Raw genomic sequence first — 15329 nt, forward strand, 5'->3', positions numbered from 1 at the left:
AACGTCCAACAGGTCTTGCCAATGACCGTTCATCGCACCATTGAGCTGATTGCGCCGTCCGGGTATCCGCACGATTCCGAGGTGCTGCATCGCGCGTTGCACCGCTTGCATGAGCAGGGGCATCGCGTCGAAGGCGTGGAGGTCACCAAGCGCCGTTACCTGCGCTTCGCCGGCACCGACGGCGAGCGTGCCGCCGATCTGAACCGGCTGGCCGATCCGTCGCGGGCGTTGCCGGACGTCGTGCTGGCCGTGCGCGGTGGCTACGGTGCGGTGCGCATCCTGCATGGACTCGACTACGAAGGGTTGCAGCGGCGGTTGAGCGGTCAGCCGATCGCGCTGGTGGGCCATAGCGATTTCACCGCGGTGCAGCTCGCTTTGCTGGCACGCGCCGGCGTGAAGACCTTCGGCGGCCCGATGCTGCTGAGCGACTTCGGCGCGGAAGAACTGAGCCAATTCACCATGCAGCACTTCTGGTCCGCGCTGACCAGTCCGACCATGACGGTGACCAGCAACGTGCCGCAAGCGCAGACGGCCGACGTGTCGGGCATGCTGTGGGGCGGCAATCTGGCTGTGCTGACGTCGCTGATCGGCACGCCATACATGCCGCCGGTGCAGGGCGGCATTCTGTTCCTCGAAGATGTCAATGAGCAGCCGTTCCGGCTCGAGCGGATGCTTTATCAGTTGCACCTGTCAGGCATCCTCGCGCAGCAGCAGGCGCTTGTGCTTGGCGATTTCTCCGGCGGCAAGCAGTACGAATACGACAACGGCTACGACTTGCACACGATGATCGAGCAGGTGAGGTCGGTGATCGGGATTCCGGTGATCACCGGTCTGCAATTCGGCCATATTCCCAATATGTTGACGCTGCCGGTCGGCGCCGACGCGCACCTCGTCGCCAACGCGCATGGATTCAAATTGACGTTGTCGGGCTATCCCACCCTCGGCTAAAACGGCGTGAGGTAAGGAGGCGGGCACTTGTCCGCTTTCTTTTTGGGCTTTAAACGCAACTAACGGCCTATATTTTTAAGGCGCTAACCGGCAGATCCGATGCATGAAGGTCCATCACTTTGTTGACAAAAACTGTCTTCAATAGACGGCAGTCGCGTAGATTAATTAAACTTGTAGCGAAGCACAGCAGCGCCCGTGCGGCGTCGGCAGTGACACACTGCATCGCCAGGCCATCCAGATTGTCGAAATTAATGGCAAAAATTGTTGACAATCTTTATGTCCATCCTATGATGACAACCATACCGAGACGAACATCATGTCCGACACAGACTCAGCCGCCGCGAATAGTTCGAAACCCGAAGCGATCGCCGAACGCATCCGCGCCGCGATCCTCGAGCATCGGCTGGCGCCTGGCGCCAAGCTGACAGAAGCCCAGTTGTGCGAAGTATTTGGCGTGAAGCGCGGTCCGATCCGGCAAGCGCTTGCGCAACTGGCGACCGACCATCTCGTGGATCTTGAGCCGAATCGTGGTGCGTTCGTGGCCAGTCCGTCGCTGCAGGAAGTGCATGAAGTGTTCGAGATGCGCCGGATCATCGAGTTGGCCGTGGTTGAGAAGATTTGCGGTGGTCATGGCATGCGCCGTTTGAAGAGCATTGGCAGCATGATTGGCCGTGAACGCAAGGCGTTTGAGACACGTGATTTTCCGGCATGGATTCGCCTGTCAGGCGAGTTTCATACCGAATTGGCCGGACTTACCGGCAACGCCGTGCTATGCGATTGCCTGAACGGGTTGGTGGCGCGCTCTACGTTGATTTCGGCACTGTACGAGTCGCTCGGACGCAGCCCTTGCTCGTTTGAAGACCATGAAGCGATTCTCGCCGCGCTCGACGCCGGCGATGCCAAAGAGGCGGCGGCACTGATGTCGCGCCATTTGCAAAGCGTCGAGTTGAAGATGCTGGAGCGCCCTGTGCGTGGCGCTGCCGATCTACACGAGGTGTTCGGCGCACTTAACGGCGCAGCGAAGTAAGCACCCAGGAGCAAGTCCGCGCCAGACTGAGGCGAGCGGCCGGTGTGCACCCGTTGCTGGGGCGCGCCGCACTGAATTGAACTGAACCGAATCATGCGTTGCAAGGCGGCTCGACACGAGCGCTGCCGGCTTGTGCACGCGTGGCCGTTACGGGATGACGGCCTCGAAGTAGTAACGCATCGCCGGGAATCCGCGGCTACAGACGGTGCGATAAACACAAGTACATCAAGTACGGAGACAGCCGCGGCGTGGTCAATCAGTTGGCTCGAACCTTCTGTTTCCCGATCGGGAAGAAGAGGGCGGCTGGTATGGCCGATGCAATGTCCTTCGATTTGCTATCGACGGCCCCTATCCCAAGGAGGAATCATGGCCCAGTTCAGTGCAGCGCCCGGCAGTCCCGCAATTTCCACCTATGCAGATGCCCCCAGCGATCCGCCGATACCGGCAGGCTACAGCGAGCGGCTATACAACGAAGACCTGGCGCCGCTGCGCGATCAAACCTGGGGCGCTTACAACATCTTCGCGTTCTGGATGTCGGACGTGCACAGTGTCGGCGGCTATGTGTTCGCGGGCAGTCTGTTCGCGCTTGGGCTGACGAGCTGGCAGGTGCTGATCGCGCTGCTGGTCGGCATTACGATCGTCAACCGGCTCTGCAACCTGATCGCCAAGCCGAGTCAGGCGAACGGCGTGCCTTACCCGGTAGCTTGCCGCGCGACGTTCGGTGTGCTCGGCGCGAATATTCCCGCGGTAATTCGTGGTTTGATTGCGGTCGCATGGTATGGAATCCAAACTTATCTGGCTTCGAGCGCGCTGGTGATCGTGGTGCTGAAATTCGTCCCGCAACTGTTGCCGTACGCGGACGTGCATCACCATGGTTTCATGGGTCTCTCCACCCTGGGCTGGGCGGGCTTCATGTTGCTGTGGGTATTGCAGGCGCTGGTGTTCTGGCACGGCATGGAGACCATCAAGAAGTTCATCGACTTCGCCGGTCCGGCGGTCTATGTCGTGATGTTCATTCTCGCTGGCTACATGGTGTATCGCGCAGGATGGCGAAACATCGGCATCAACCTGGGCGGCGTCAAGTATCACGGCATGGAAGTCGTGCCGGTGATGATCACGGCGATCTCGCTGGTCGTGTCGTACTTCTCCGGGCCGATGCTCAATTTCGGTGACTTTTCGCGCTACGGCAAGAGTTTTCGCAGTGTGCAGCGCGGCAACTTCTGGGGGCTGCCGGTCAACTTCCTCGCCTTTTCGCTCGTGACGGTGGTGACGACCGCAGCCACGCTGCCGGTGTTTGGCCAACTCATCACGGATCCGGTCGAAACTGTGGGCCGCATCGACTATCCGACCGCGGTGATTCTCGGGGCATTGACCTTCACGATCGCGACCATCGGCATCAACATCGTCGCTAACTTCGTGTCGCCGGCCTTCGATTTTTCGAATGTCGCACCGCGTCTGATCAGCTGGCGCGCGGGCGGCATGCTCGCGGCGGTGGCGTCGATCTTCATCACGCCGTGGAATCTGTTCAACAATCCGGCGGTGATTCACTACACGCTCGATGTGCTCGGCAGTTTCATTGGACCTTTATATGGCGTCCTGATCGTCGACTATTTTCTTGTGAAACGCCAGAAGATCGTGCTTGACGATCTCTACTCGGTCTCCCCAAGCGGTTCGTACTGGTACAGCAACGGTGTCAACTATCGCGCCGTGGCTGCCTTGCTGCCGGCTGCGCTCATCGCCGTGATCTGCGTGATGGTGCCGACGCTCGATGGGCTGGCCAATTTCTCTTGGTTTATCGGCGCGGCATTGGGCGCTGTGTTCTACCGTGTGCTCGCTCGCTGAGCCAGTGCTGCAACAGGAGTCGATATGCGCATCAAACTGATCAATCCGAATACGACGCAACGCATGACCGAAGCGATGGGCCGCTGTGCGCGCGAAGCCGCCGCGCCCGGCACCGAGGTGATCGCGGTCAATCCGACGATGGGGCCGCCGTCGATTGAAGGCTATTACGACGAAGCTCTCGCGACGCCCGGTTTGCTGGCGGAGATTCTCGCCGGTGAGCGCGAGGGCTGCGACGGCTACGTGATCGCCTGTTTCGGCGACCCTGGTTTATATGCGGCCCGGGAGTTGGCGCGCGGGCCGGTGATCGGCATCGCCGAAGCGGCGATGCATGCCGCGAGCGTGCTGGCACCGGGATTTTCGGTGGTGACCACGCTGGCACGCACCTGTGGCATGGCATGGCATCTTGCCGAGCGCTACGGCATGAAGCGCTTTTGCCGCAACGTGCGCGCCACCGACGTTGCCGTGCTGGACCTTGATAAGCCGGGTTCGGCGGCGCGCCGCATCATTCTCGACGAATGCCGGCGCGCGCTGGAGGAAGACGGTTCGGACGCGATCGTGCTCGGTTGCGCCGGCATGGCCGAATTGTGCGCGGAGATCGAAGATGCCTTGGGCGCACCGGTGATCGAGGGCGTGACGGCGGCGCTCAAATGGACCGAGGCGCTGGTCGCGCTGCGCCTGTCGACGGCCAAGCGAGGCGACTACGCCCGGCCGCTGGCCAAGCGCTACCACGGTGCGCTGGAAGCCTTCAGCCCGGCCGATGCGGATCCAAATCCCGCGCCGCACCGCGATTTGGCCGTAGGCGCCGCGGAAAGCGCAAATGCAACCGGTTTACTCCGGGTAAACACCACGGAACGCCCGCTGGAAGCGGCTTTGCACATACATCCAGTCTGACATGCACTATCTGCCCGGGTGTATGGGCGCACCCGGGCGTTTTCGCTACACTGGTCCCACTCGGCGCTGGTACCCCGACGCTATTTTGCTGCTGCTTCCGGTGCCGCTGTTGGGGGTGTTGTCACCCGCGCCGGCCGCCGTAACAAGCAATTGCGCACAAACATTCGTGAACGCATGCTGAGCGCACGCAAACCGCACGTGCCTGTCACGTGAGTTCTCTGCGAATTTTACGTACCGTCATCACGCTTTCGTCAAACCATGCCACTCGACTCGAACTATCCACGCGATCTGATCGGCTACGGCCGCCACCCGGTGCAGGCGAACTGGCCGGGTCGAGCGCGTGTCGCGGTGCAATTCGTCCTGAACTACGAAGAGGGCGGTGAAAATTGCGTGCTGCACGGCGATCCGGGCTCGGAGCAGTTTCTGTCGGAAATCGTTGGCGCGGCGTCCTATCCGGCGCGCCACATGAGCATGGAGTCGATCTACGAATACGGCTCGCGCGCGGGCGTATGGCGCATTCTCCGCGAGTTCGAAAAACGCGGCCTGCCGCTCACGGTGTTCGGCGTCGGCATGGCGATTGAACGGCATCCCGATCTGGGGCGGGCCTTCGCGGAACTCGGCCATGAGATCGCGTGCCACGGCTATCGCTGGATCCACTACCAGGACGTTTCGCCGGAAAAAGAAGCGGAGCACATGCGTCTCGGTATGGAAGCGATCGAACGCATCACCGGCGAGCGGCCGCTTGGCTGGTATACCGGCCGCGACAGTCCCAATACGCACCGTCTGGTGGCCGAATACGGCGGTTTTCTGTACGACTCGGATTACTACGGCGACGATCTGCCGTTCTGGATGGATGTCGAGGTGACGGGCGGTGCAAAGAGCCCGCAACTGATCGTGCCGTACACGCTGGACACCAACGATATGCGCTTTGCGAGCCCGCAAGGCTTCAACACCGCGGACCATTTTTTCACGTACCTGCGCGACGCATTCGACGTGCTGTACGAAGAAGGCGACGAAGCACCGAAAATGCTGTCGATCGGCATGCACTGCCGCTTGCTCGGCCGCCCTGGGCGCTTTCGCGCGCTACAACGTTTTCTCGATCATATCGAGCAGCACGATCGCGTGTGGGTAACGCGGCGCGTCGATATCGCGCGGCACTGGCGCGAACATCATCCTTACCAACAAAACAACCGCGGGGCAGCGGCATGAAGGCGATGCAATACACTCTTGACCAACTCAACAGCACCTCGACCGACGCGTTCGTCGCGGCGCTGTCGGGCATTTTCGAGCACTCGCCGTGGGTCGCGGAAATCGCCGCGCAGCAACGGCCGTTTGCCAGCATCGACGAACTGCATAGCAAGATGTCGAACATCGTCGAAACTGCCGGCGAAGAAAAACAACTGGCCTTGATCAACGCCCACCCGGAGCTCGCAGGCAAGGCTGCGGTGCGTGGCGAATTGACGGCGGAATCGACACGTGAGCAGAGCGGCGCGGGTCTCGCTCAATGCACGCAGGAAGAATTCGACAGGCTGGTCGCGCTGAACAGCGCCTATCGTGAGAAGTTCGGCTTTCCGTTCATCCTCGCGGTACGCGGTTACGACCGCCACGGCATCATCGCGAACTTCGAGGCGCGCGTGAACAACAGCCGCGCGGATGAGCTACGCGCCAGCCTCGATCAGATCTACCGTATCGCGCGTTTCCGACTCGACGACCTGATCGACGCGTAAGGTCTCAACCACGCGTCGCGTACTTCGAATTGAAACGCTTTTTCAGTACCAACAAACATTAAGGAAGACAAAGATGGCACTCCCGATTCTCGACCCCAACGCACCGGAGTTCACGCGTCGCTATGTGAACCTGGCGGACCCGCGTCTGGGCGCGCAGGCCCTCGAGGCCAGCGACGATTTCTTCGCACCGAAGGATCGTATGCTGAATCCGGAGCCGGCCGTCTTCATTCCGGGTAAGTACGACGACAACGGCAAGTGGATGGACGGCTGGGAAACGCGCCGCAAGCGCGCCAACGGTTACGACTGGTGCGTTGTGAAGCTCGCACGCCCGGGCGTCATCAAGGGTCTCGACCTCGACACCAGCCACTTCACGGGCAACTTCCCGCCGGCGGCTTCGGTTGAAGCTGCGCGCGTCGTGGACGGCGTGCCGAACCAGTCGACGCAATGGACCGAAATCGTTCCGTCGACCACGCTGCAAGGCAACAGCCACCACTATCACGAAGTCAGCGACGCGAACGCTTACACGCATCTGCGCGTAAACATCTACCCGGACGGCGGCATTGCACGTCTGCGTGTGTATGGCCAGCCGCAAGTCGACTGGGCGGGCGCCAGCCGCACCGAGCAGTTCGATCTGGCCGCGATGGAAAACGGCGCGTATCTGGTCGCGGCGAACAACCAGCACTTCGGCGCTGCATCGACGATTCTGATGCCGGGCCGCGGTGTCAACATGGGCGACGGCTGGGAAACGCGCCGCCGCCGTGAACCGGGCAACGACTGGGCGATCGTCGCGCTGGCGCAACCGGGCGTGATCAGGAAGATCGAAGTCGATACGGCTCACTTCAAGGGCAACTATCCGGATCGCTGTTCGATCCAGGCGGCATATGTGACGGGCGGCACGGACAGCTCGCTGATCACGCAAGCCATGTTCTGGCCGGTGCTGCTGGGCGAACAGAAACTGAAGATGGATAACCAGCACTACTTCGAAAGCGAAATCGCGGCATTGGGCCCGGTCACGCACGTGCGCTTCAACATCATTCCGGACGGTGGTGTGTCGCGTCTGCGTCTGTGGGGCACGCTCGCATCATGAAAACGCTGGTCATCGAACCCTTGACGAAGGAAGCGTTCGCCGCGTTTGGCGACGTGATCGAACTCGAAGGCGCGAAGCAGATTCCGATCAACCTCGGCACCACGATCCGCTATCACGATCTCGCGAAAGTGGACGTAACCGACGAGAGCGGCCGCACGCTGGTGAACCTGTTTCGCGGGCAGCCGCGCACGTTGCCGTTCGAGGTGAAGATGCTCGAACGCCATCCGCTGGGAAGCCAGGCTTTCGTGCCTTTGAACGACAAGCCGTATCTGGTGGTCGTGGCGCCGGCGGGCGAGTTGGATCCTCAACAGATCCGGGCGTTCGTGACGAGCGGCTGGCAGGGTGTGAACTATGCGAAGGGTGTCTGGCACCATCCACTGATCGCATTGGGCGACGTGAGCGACTTTATCGTCGTCGATCGTGGCGGTGACGGACTCAACCTGAACGAGCTGGATCTGGCCGAGTCGCTCTGGCTCACTGAAGACGCGTTGAGCGCGGTCAGTGTTTGAGGGTGCTTGCCTTACTTAGCGTAGTACCTTGAGCAGTCTGATCATAGAAAAGCCCACAGTGCATGCTGTGGGCTTTTTTCATTTTGTCGAGCTTTACGACTCCGCGTCAGGCGTGCGGGGGTCTCTTCGAATGTCCGCCCGTGACCTGTACGCTGTACGCGACGTTGAGGTCGTAACCGGCCGCTTCGAACAGGCGCAGCCGCTCCGACACGCTCACATCGCTTTTCGCCAGCGTTTCCGTTTCCACACGTGCGATGGTGGTGCGAGCAACGCCCGTGGGACGCGTCAATTCCTCTTGAGAGAGGTGGCTTTCGCGGTGAGGGGTCTTCAGCATGACCGATACCTCGATACCTCGATACGTCAACGAGATTGGCCATTTGTAGCCCAAGGCACCAAATTGGCCAACATTAGCCATACTGCGGCCCATAAGACACAACTTGTTCTTTTGATTTTGTACTTCACGGGCGACATACTCATCGAATATCGCTGAATTTATGCCTCTTCGGCGAAAGTTTGTCCTGTCATTCTGACAAGACGTCCAGACCGGATGAACAACAAAAAACGGGCTTCCCGCTCACGCGAAAAGCCCGCTTCATGCCATGCTGCTTAACCAGGCCGGGCAACACGCCCGGCCGGTTCATTACTTCACCGCACCGCCTTCGAACCACGCGGCGATCTTCATCCGCTCGTCGTCGGTCATGTGCGTAACGTTGCCGAGCGGCATCGCCTTCAACGTCACCGCCTGCTGATAGATCCGCTGTGCGTTCTGCGAGATCTCGTCAGGCGTATCCAGCAGCACGCCAGCCGGGGCGCTGCCCATCATGGTCGGATGGGCGGAGTGGCACGCAGCGCAGCGTTGTTGCAGCACCGGTGCAATCTCGGCCACTGTGACCTTCGGCGCGTTCGCGGCTTGCGCTTGCGGCACGATTGGCTTCGGCATTGTCGAGAAGAGGGCGGCGAACATCAGCACGATACCGACCAGCGGCAGGTACCACAGCACCTGGCCACGGTGACGCATCACGAAGAACTGGCGAATCAGCGCGCCGGCCAGCATGATCATCAGGAGCACGATCCAGTTGTACTGATTCGTGTACGTCATCGCGTAGTGGTTCGACAGCATCGCGAACACCACCGGCAGCGTGAAATACGTGTTGTGCACCGAGCGCTGCTTGCCGCGCTTACCGTAAATCGGGTTCGGCGTTTCGCCCTTGAGCATCGCGGCAACCATCTTGCGCTGACCCGGGATGATCACGAAGAACACGTTCGCCGACATGATCGTTGCCAGCATTGCGCCCATGATCAGGTAAGCCGCGCGGCCCGCAAAGATGTGGCACGCGAGGTACGCCGCGATCACCACATAAATGCCGACGCAGATGCCGAGCACTTTGTCTTTGTTGCCGAGCAGACGGCACAGCGAGTCGTAGACGATCCAGCCTGCAGCGAGGAAGCCGAGTGCCGAAGCAACCGCGACCACCGGGCCCATGTCGAGTACGTTCTTGTCGATCAGGTACGTGGACGGCGACATCAGATACAGCACCGTAAACAGGCTCGCGCCCGACAGCCACGTGGTGTACGACGGCCACTTGGACCAGTGCAGATCGTCCGGCATTTCCGGCGGCGCGACGGTGTACTTCTGCATGTTGTAGAAGCCGCCGCCGTGCACGTGCCACAACTCGCCGAACACGCCGCGCTTGCGCTGGTTCGGGTCCGTAGGCGGTTTCAGGCTGTTGTCCAGCGCGACGAAATAGAACGACTCGCCGATCCAGGCGATGGCGACGATGACGTGGAACCAGCGCAATGCCAGGTTCAGCCAGTCAGTGATAAAGCCTTCCATGAAACTCCTCCACTTCTGATTCGTTGTACGCGTAACGACGCGTGTGCTTTGGTTACGCCGTGGGTGACCCGACTGATGGGTCCTCGGCATGCACGGTGTCGCTACGCAGACTGCGGGGTCAAAGACGCGGTGCGCTCAGTTCGCACAGCGCCGTTTTTTATTGGAACTTCGGGTCGAGTCGCTCGCGTTCGATTGCGCTTCGCGGGTGTCTCCAAGGATCCGCACAGTGCAATCGGGCGCGCTCGCAAATACCGCGCGACTTCAACCTCGTCTTCCTCCTGCGCCTATCGATAGGCGCTCCGTGCGCCTAGCTGCCTCGGTAGGTGCTATACGACCACGGCGATACCAGCAGCGGCACGTGATAGTGTGCGCCGGCATCGGCCACGCCGAAACGCAGCACGACGCGGTCGACGAAACGCGGCTCCGGCACCTTCGTGCCGATCGATGCAAAGTAATCGCCGGCGCCGAACACGAGTTCGTATTCGCCTGCAACCAGTGCGTCGCCTTCGAGCAGCGGCTGGTCGCAGCGGCCGTCGTCATTGGTGGTGGTGGTTTTGAGCGCGCGGCGGGTGTCGCCGGAGAGCGCAAAGAGTTCGACCTTGATGCCCGCGCCAGGACGGCCGTTCGCGGTGTCGAGCACATGGGTAGTGAGCTTTCCCATTCGCAATTTTCCTTATGTGAATGCGAGGTTTCGGCGGCGGCCCGATCCAGAATACGTTGCGGCGGATCGAGGCTCCACGTCAGTGGCTACATACCCGTCGGCGAATTGAAGCGAGCGCCGTGGCAGCCATTGTAAAAAGGATGTTCACGTCAGCGCGCGCGAGATAGGAAAGATAATACCTGGCGCATGACAGACAGCTTGCTGAAAGCCGTATTGAGGCCATTGGTTCGACCATTGCGGTGCATTTAGTCGTATCCGCGGATCGTACCGGGGCCAAAAAAGGCCCACTATATCGGCAGTGTGAGGTTGGGTATCGCACCGGCGCGAGTTGTCAGCATTATTTTGACCATCGAAGGTTACACCTGTGCGCCGCAGCAAACGTAAGTGAGGCGCGGCACACCCCGAAGACGGCGGACATACGCCGGGTAACCGGGCCAACGGCGTTCGACGGGACGCGGCGGCACGGTTGGCGTGCCGTCACATCGCGTTCGAACGACTTTGCACGGAAGCAATGAAGCGGAGAAACGAATGACGATGGAGCAGGCGGCGATGAAGCCAAACAAGCCGAAGAAAACGATGCTGGTGAAGCACGCGGACGTGCTGGTCACCATGGACGGCGCCCGGCGCGAATTGCGCGACGGCGGCCTCTATATTGAGGACAACCGCATCGTCGCGGTTGGACCGACGGCGGAATTGCCGCAAACAGCAGACGAAGTACTGGACATGCGCGGCCACCTGGTGATTCCAGGGCTGGTGAACACGCATCACCATATGTATCAGAGCCTGACGCGGGCGATCCCGGCGGCACAGAACGCCGAATTGTTCGGCTGGCTGACCAACCTCTACAAGGTGTGGGCGAATCTCACGCCGGAGATGATCGAAGTCTCGACGTTGACGGCGATGGCCGAGCTGTTGCTGTCCGGTTGCACGACCTCGAGTGACCATTTGTATATCTACCCGAACGGCAGCCGCCTCGACGACAGCATCGTCGCGGCGCAGCGGATCGGCATGCGTTTTCACGCCGCGCGCGGCAGCATGAGCGTGGGGCAGAAAGACGGTGGTTTGCCGCCGGATTCGGTGGTCGAGCGTGAAGCGGACATCCTGAAAGATACGCAGCGTCTGATCGAGACGTACCACGACGAAGGGCGTTACGCGATGTTGCGCGTCGTGGTGGCGCCGTGCTCGCCGTTCTCGGTGAGCCGCGATCTGATGCGCGAATCGGCGGTGATGGCGCGGCATTACGGTGTGTCGCTGCACACGCACCTGGCGGAAAACGTCAACGATATCGCGTACAGCCGCGAGAAGTTCGGCATGACGCCGGCCGAGTATGCGGAAGACCTCGACTGGGTTGGCCACGACGTATGGCATGCGCACTGTGTCCAGCTCGACGATGCAGGCATCGAACTGTTTGCCCGCACGGGCACCGGCGTTGCACATTGCCCGTGCTCGAACATGCGGCTCGCGTCGGGGATTGCGCCGGTCAAGCGGATGCGTCTCGCCGGTGTGCCGGTGGGCCTTGGTGTCGACGGATCGGCGTCGAACGACGGCGCGCAAATGGTCGCGGAAGTGCGTCAGGCGCTGCTGCTGCAGCGGGTCGGTTTTGGGCCGGACGCGATGACCGCGCGTGAAGCGCTGGAGATTGCAACGCTAGGCGGGGCGAAGGTACTGAATCGCGACGATATCGGTGCACTGGCGCCAGGCATGGCGGCGGATTTCGTGTCCTTCGATCTGCGTCAGCCGCTGTTTGCGGGCGCTTTGCACGATCCCGTCGCGGCACTGGTGTTCTGCGCGCCATCGCAGGTGAGCCATAGCGTGATCGGCGGCAAGGTGGTGGTGAGAGATGGCCAGTTGACGACGCTGGAACTCGGAGCGGTCATCGAGCAGCACAACCGGCTGGCGAAGACGCTTTACGAAGCGGCAGCCTAACGGCAAGGCAGGAGCAGGATAGGTCTATCGGCATCCACACAGGCTGGATGCCGATAGACCGCGGCGCAAGGATCAGGGCTTGTCGATCAGCGTCTTGGTCGCCTCGGCGACCAGGCTGCGCAGCCAGCGCACTTCGTCGGAGTAATGCACGCGTTCGTGCCACAGCTGGTAATACTGCATCGGCGGGAAATCGAGCGGCGCGGGCACCACCGTCAGCGGCAGGAATTTGGCGTAGTAATCGGCAAACAGGCGGGTGGTCGTGAAGATCAGATCGGACTTGATCAGCACGTAAGGCGCCAGATTGAAGTACGGCAACGTAACGACCACATGACGCTTTAAGCGTTCGCGCGCGAGATGCACGTCGATCGCGCCCCGTTGGCCCACCGAGTAAGGAGTAGGCGCAAGATGCGGCGCATTCAGGTACTGGTCGAGCGTCAACCCGCCGCGTTTGGCGAACGGATGCGCATTGCTCATCAGACAGACGATCTGATCGACGAACAGATTCGACAGGTGCAACTGTTCCGGCGGCTCCGGCCAGTTGCCGACCACGATGTCGAGCTTGCCGTCCTCGAGCGCGAGTTCGTAGTCGAATGCCGGCCCAAGCGAATGAAACTCGAGCGTCGCGTTCGGCGCGGCCTGACGAAAGCGTTCGACCACCGTCGGCACGAACAGCACGTTCAGATAGTCCGGGCAGCCGATCCGGTAGCAACGGATCGAGGTTGCCGGGTCGAAATTGTGCTGCTGGAACTTGATGCGTTCGATTTCACGCAGCGCGTTCTGCACCGGTTCGAGCAGGCGCAGGCCGTACTCGGTCGGCACCATGCCGGATTTGCCGCGCACCAGCAGCGGGTCGCCGGTGATGTCGCGCAAACGGCGCAGCGCCGCGCTGATAGCGGGTTGCGATTGATTCAGTTTGACGGCCGCGCGCGTAACGCTGCGCTCCATCAACAGGGTGTGCAAGACGCGTAATAGATACGTATCGATCGCCTCGCGTTGCTGACTCATGACTTCTCCGAAATATATGTTCTGGCTGATCGTACGGGCGTGGGTGTATATGGCTTTTAATATGAACACAAAGCCACGTCAAGAGTGGGATACCCGCAGAGCACGCTGCGGCGCGGGTTTGCGGGGAATTTTGGCGGCTCGACTGGGCTGATCGATTTAGGTATTGTCATCCGGTTGTGGTGACGGATCGCCCGCTGACAGGGCGGGCGGACGCGCTGTAACCGGCAGTCTCTGACGTACTACGGAATCACATGAGCGACTCTTCTTATAGCGACGGCGCCGCCGCGCAGCCGGCAAACAGGCCGGAACAGGCGGCGCCCCGGTTGATGCTTCAGGGCATCACCAAACAATACCCGGCCGTGCGCGCCAACGACGACGTCACGTTGATCGTCGCGCCGGGTGAAATCCATGCCGTGCTCGGCGAAAACGGCGCCGGCAAAAGCACGCTGATGAAAATCATCTACGGCGCGGTGCGTCCCGATGCCGGCGAGATCCGCTGGGAAGGTCAGCCGGTCGAGATCGCGAGCCCGGCAGCGGCGCGCAAGCTCGGCATCGGCATGGTGTTCCAGCACTTTTCGCTGTTCGAGACGCTCACGGTCGGCGAAAACATCGCGCTCGCGCTCGATGAACCGTTCGATCTGAAGACGCTTGCGAAGCGCATTCGCGAAGTCTCCGCCGACTACGGTCTCGACATCGACCCGCAACGTCACGTGCATAGCTTGACCGTCGGCGAGCGGCAACGCGTCGAAATCGTGCGCTGCCTGCTGCAGAACCCGCGTCTGCTGATCATGGACGAACCGACTTCGGTGCTCACGCCGCAAGCGGTCCGCAAGCTCTTCGAGACGCTCCGGCGCCTCGCGGCGGAAGGTTGCAGCATCCTCTACATCAGCCACAAGCTCGACGAAATCCAGGCGCTGTGCGACACCGCCACGGTCATGCGCGGTGGCCGCGTAACCGGTCACGTCACGCCGAAAGAAGAGACGCATGCGTCGCTCGCGCAGTTGATGGTCGGCCATTCGCTGCCCGACTACACGCGGCGTGAGCATAAGCCGGGCGCCGTGCTGCTGGATGTGAAGCAGCTGTCGGTGGAAAGCGACGATCCATTCGGCACCTCGCTTCATGACGTGTCGTTTGGCGTGCATGCCGGCGAGATCTTTGGCATCGCCGGTGTGTCGGGCAATGGGCAGGCCGAATTGCTGTCGGCACTCTCGGGTGAAAAGCGCGGTACGCGCGCCGATGCGGTCACGATCTGCGGCAAGGCGGCAGGGCGCCTCGGCGCGGGTGGACGGCGCGCGCTCGGCTTCGGCTTCGTACCGGAAGAGCGGCTCGGCCGCGGCGCGGTGCCGGCAATGAGCCTGTCGGAAAACGCGCTGCTTACCGCGCATCGTCAGCAGATGGTCAACGCAGGCTGGATCAAGGCCGGCGTGATGGGCGCGTTCGCGAAGCGCTGCATTGAAGCCTTCGACGTCCGGTGCGGCGGCCCGCAAGCGCTGGCGCAAAGTCTTTCGGGCGGCAATCTGCAGAAATACATCATGGGACGCGAGATTCTCCAGGCACCCAAGGTGTTGGTCGTCGCGCAGCCAACCTGGGGTGTCGACGTCGGCGCGTCAGCGTTCATTCGTCAGCAGTTGCTCGATCTGTCGGCGCGCGGCGTGGCGATTCTGGTGATCTCCGAAGAACTGGAGGAGTTGTTCGATATTTGCGATCGCATTGCGGTGCTTGCAGGCGGCAGACTCTCGCCGGTGCGTGCCACGGGGGCGACCAACGCCGAGGAAATCGGCCGCTGGATGGCGGGGCTGTTCGGCGAGCGCGAGGGCGCGCCGCCGTCGGCGGAACAGGCGCATGCCTGACCAGATGCCCGACCGGATAGCT

The 15329-nt window shown here is 61.4% G+C and carries 14 protein-coding genes; 10 read left to right on the top strand and 4 right to left on the bottom strand.

Features of this window, described 5'->3' with window-relative positions; genetic code table 11:
- Positions 1-21: 21 nt before the first annotated feature.
- The 8 genes from ldcA (at position 22) to BCY88_RS32550 (ending at position 8031) form a co-directional block, all read left to right on the top strand.
- Positions 22-948 carry a muramoyltetrapeptide carboxypeptidase gene (gene ldcA, locus BCY88_RS32515; RefSeq protein ID WP_120348210.1) on the top strand — a complete coding sequence of 309 codons (927 nt, stop codon included), beginning with the start codon at positions 22-24 and terminating at the stop codon, positions 946-948.
- Positions 949-1264: 316 nt separating this feature from the next.
- On the top strand, positions 1265-1975 hold the full coding sequence (locus tag BCY88_RS32520; RefSeq protein WP_120348211.1) for a GntR family transcriptional regulator: 711 nt from the start codon (positions 1265-1267) through the stop codon (positions 1973-1975).
- Between the two features lie 366 nt (positions 1976-2341).
- Positions 2342-3817 carry an NCS1 family nucleobase:cation symporter-1 gene (locus BCY88_RS32525; RefSeq protein ID WP_120348212.1) on the top strand — a complete coding sequence of 492 codons (1476 nt, stop codon included), beginning with the start codon at positions 2342-2344 and terminating at the stop codon, positions 3815-3817.
- A gap of 24 nt (positions 3818-3841) precedes the next feature.
- Positions 3842-4708 (top strand): aspartate/glutamate racemase family protein, encoded by an 867-nt coding sequence (locus tag BCY88_RS32530; RefSeq protein ID WP_120348213.1) that lies wholly within the window; start codon positions 3842-3844, stop codon positions 4706-4708.
- 258 nt (positions 4709-4966) lie between these two features.
- Entirely contained in the window at positions 4967-5917 is a 951-nt protein-coding gene (puuE, locus tag BCY88_RS32535) for an allantoinase PuuE (protein ID WP_120348214.1), read from the top strand.
- Complete coding sequence (gene uraD / locus BCY88_RS32540) at positions 5914-6435, top strand: 2-oxo-4-hydroxy-4-carboxy-5-ureidoimidazoline decarboxylase (protein ID WP_120348215.1); 522 nt, start codon at positions 5914-5916, stop codon at positions 6433-6435. Before puuE ends, uraD begins: the two co-directional genes overlap by 4 nt.
- Before the next feature lie 73 nt (positions 6436-6508).
- Positions 6509-7522 carry an allantoicase gene (gene alc, locus BCY88_RS32545; RefSeq protein WP_120348216.1) on the top strand — a complete coding sequence of 338 codons (1014 nt, stop codon included), beginning with the start codon at positions 6509-6511 and terminating at the stop codon, positions 7520-7522.
- Complete coding sequence (locus BCY88_RS32550) at positions 7519-8031, top strand: ureidoglycolate lyase (RefSeq protein ID WP_120348217.1); 513 nt, start codon at positions 7519-7521, stop codon at positions 8029-8031. Before alc ends, BCY88_RS32550 begins: the two co-directional genes overlap by 4 nt.
- 106 nt (positions 8032-8137) lie before the next feature.
- Here the strand turns inward: BCY88_RS32550 and BCY88_RS32555 are convergent, their stop codons facing one another.
- The 3 genes from BCY88_RS32555 to uraH form a co-directional block, all read right to left on the bottom strand.
- Positions 8138-8365, bottom strand: a complete 228-nt coding sequence (locus BCY88_RS32555; RefSeq protein ID WP_310796141.1) for a helix-turn-helix domain-containing protein — start codon at positions 8363-8365, stop codon at positions 8138-8140.
- 306 nt (positions 8366-8671) lie between these two features.
- Positions 8672-9865, bottom strand: coding sequence for a urate hydroxylase PuuD (locus tag BCY88_RS32560; protein WP_120348218.1), 1194 nt, complete (start codon positions 9863-9865; stop codon positions 8672-8674).
- A 307-nt stretch (positions 9866-10172) separates the two neighbouring features.
- A complete protein-coding gene (gene uraH, locus BCY88_RS32565) occupies positions 10173-10526 on the bottom strand; it encodes a hydroxyisourate hydrolase (protein ID WP_012433320.1) in 354 nt (117 codons plus the stop codon).
- A gap of 528 nt (positions 10527-11054) precedes the next feature.
- Between uraH and BCY88_RS32570 the strand changes: the two genes are divergently transcribed.
- The gene (locus tag BCY88_RS32570; RefSeq protein ID WP_120348219.1) at positions 11055-12452 is read left to right on the top strand and encodes an 8-oxoguanine deaminase; all 1398 of its coding nucleotides are present in this window, start codon (positions 11055-11057) and stop codon (positions 12450-12452) included.
- 72 nt (positions 12453-12524) lie between these two features.
- Here the strand turns inward: BCY88_RS32570 and BCY88_RS32575 are convergent, their stop codons facing one another.
- Positions 12525-13457, bottom strand: coding sequence for a LysR substrate-binding domain-containing protein (locus BCY88_RS32575; protein WP_012433318.1), 933 nt, complete (start codon positions 13455-13457; stop codon positions 12525-12527).
- A 251-nt stretch (positions 13458-13708) separates the two neighbouring features.
- Here BCY88_RS32575 and BCY88_RS32580 point away from each other — a divergent pair, with 251 nt between their 5' ends.
- Positions 13709-15307 (top strand): ABC transporter ATP-binding protein, encoded by a 1599-nt coding sequence (locus tag BCY88_RS32580; protein WP_120348220.1) that lies wholly within the window; start codon positions 13709-13711, stop codon positions 15305-15307.
- Positions 15308-15329 lie beyond the last annotated feature (22 nt).

This window comes from Paraburkholderia fungorum, assembly GCF_003610895.1.
In the GTDB taxonomy this organism is placed as follows: domain Bacteria; phylum Pseudomonadota; class Gammaproteobacteria; order Burkholderiales; family Burkholderiaceae; genus Paraburkholderia; species Paraburkholderia fungorum_B.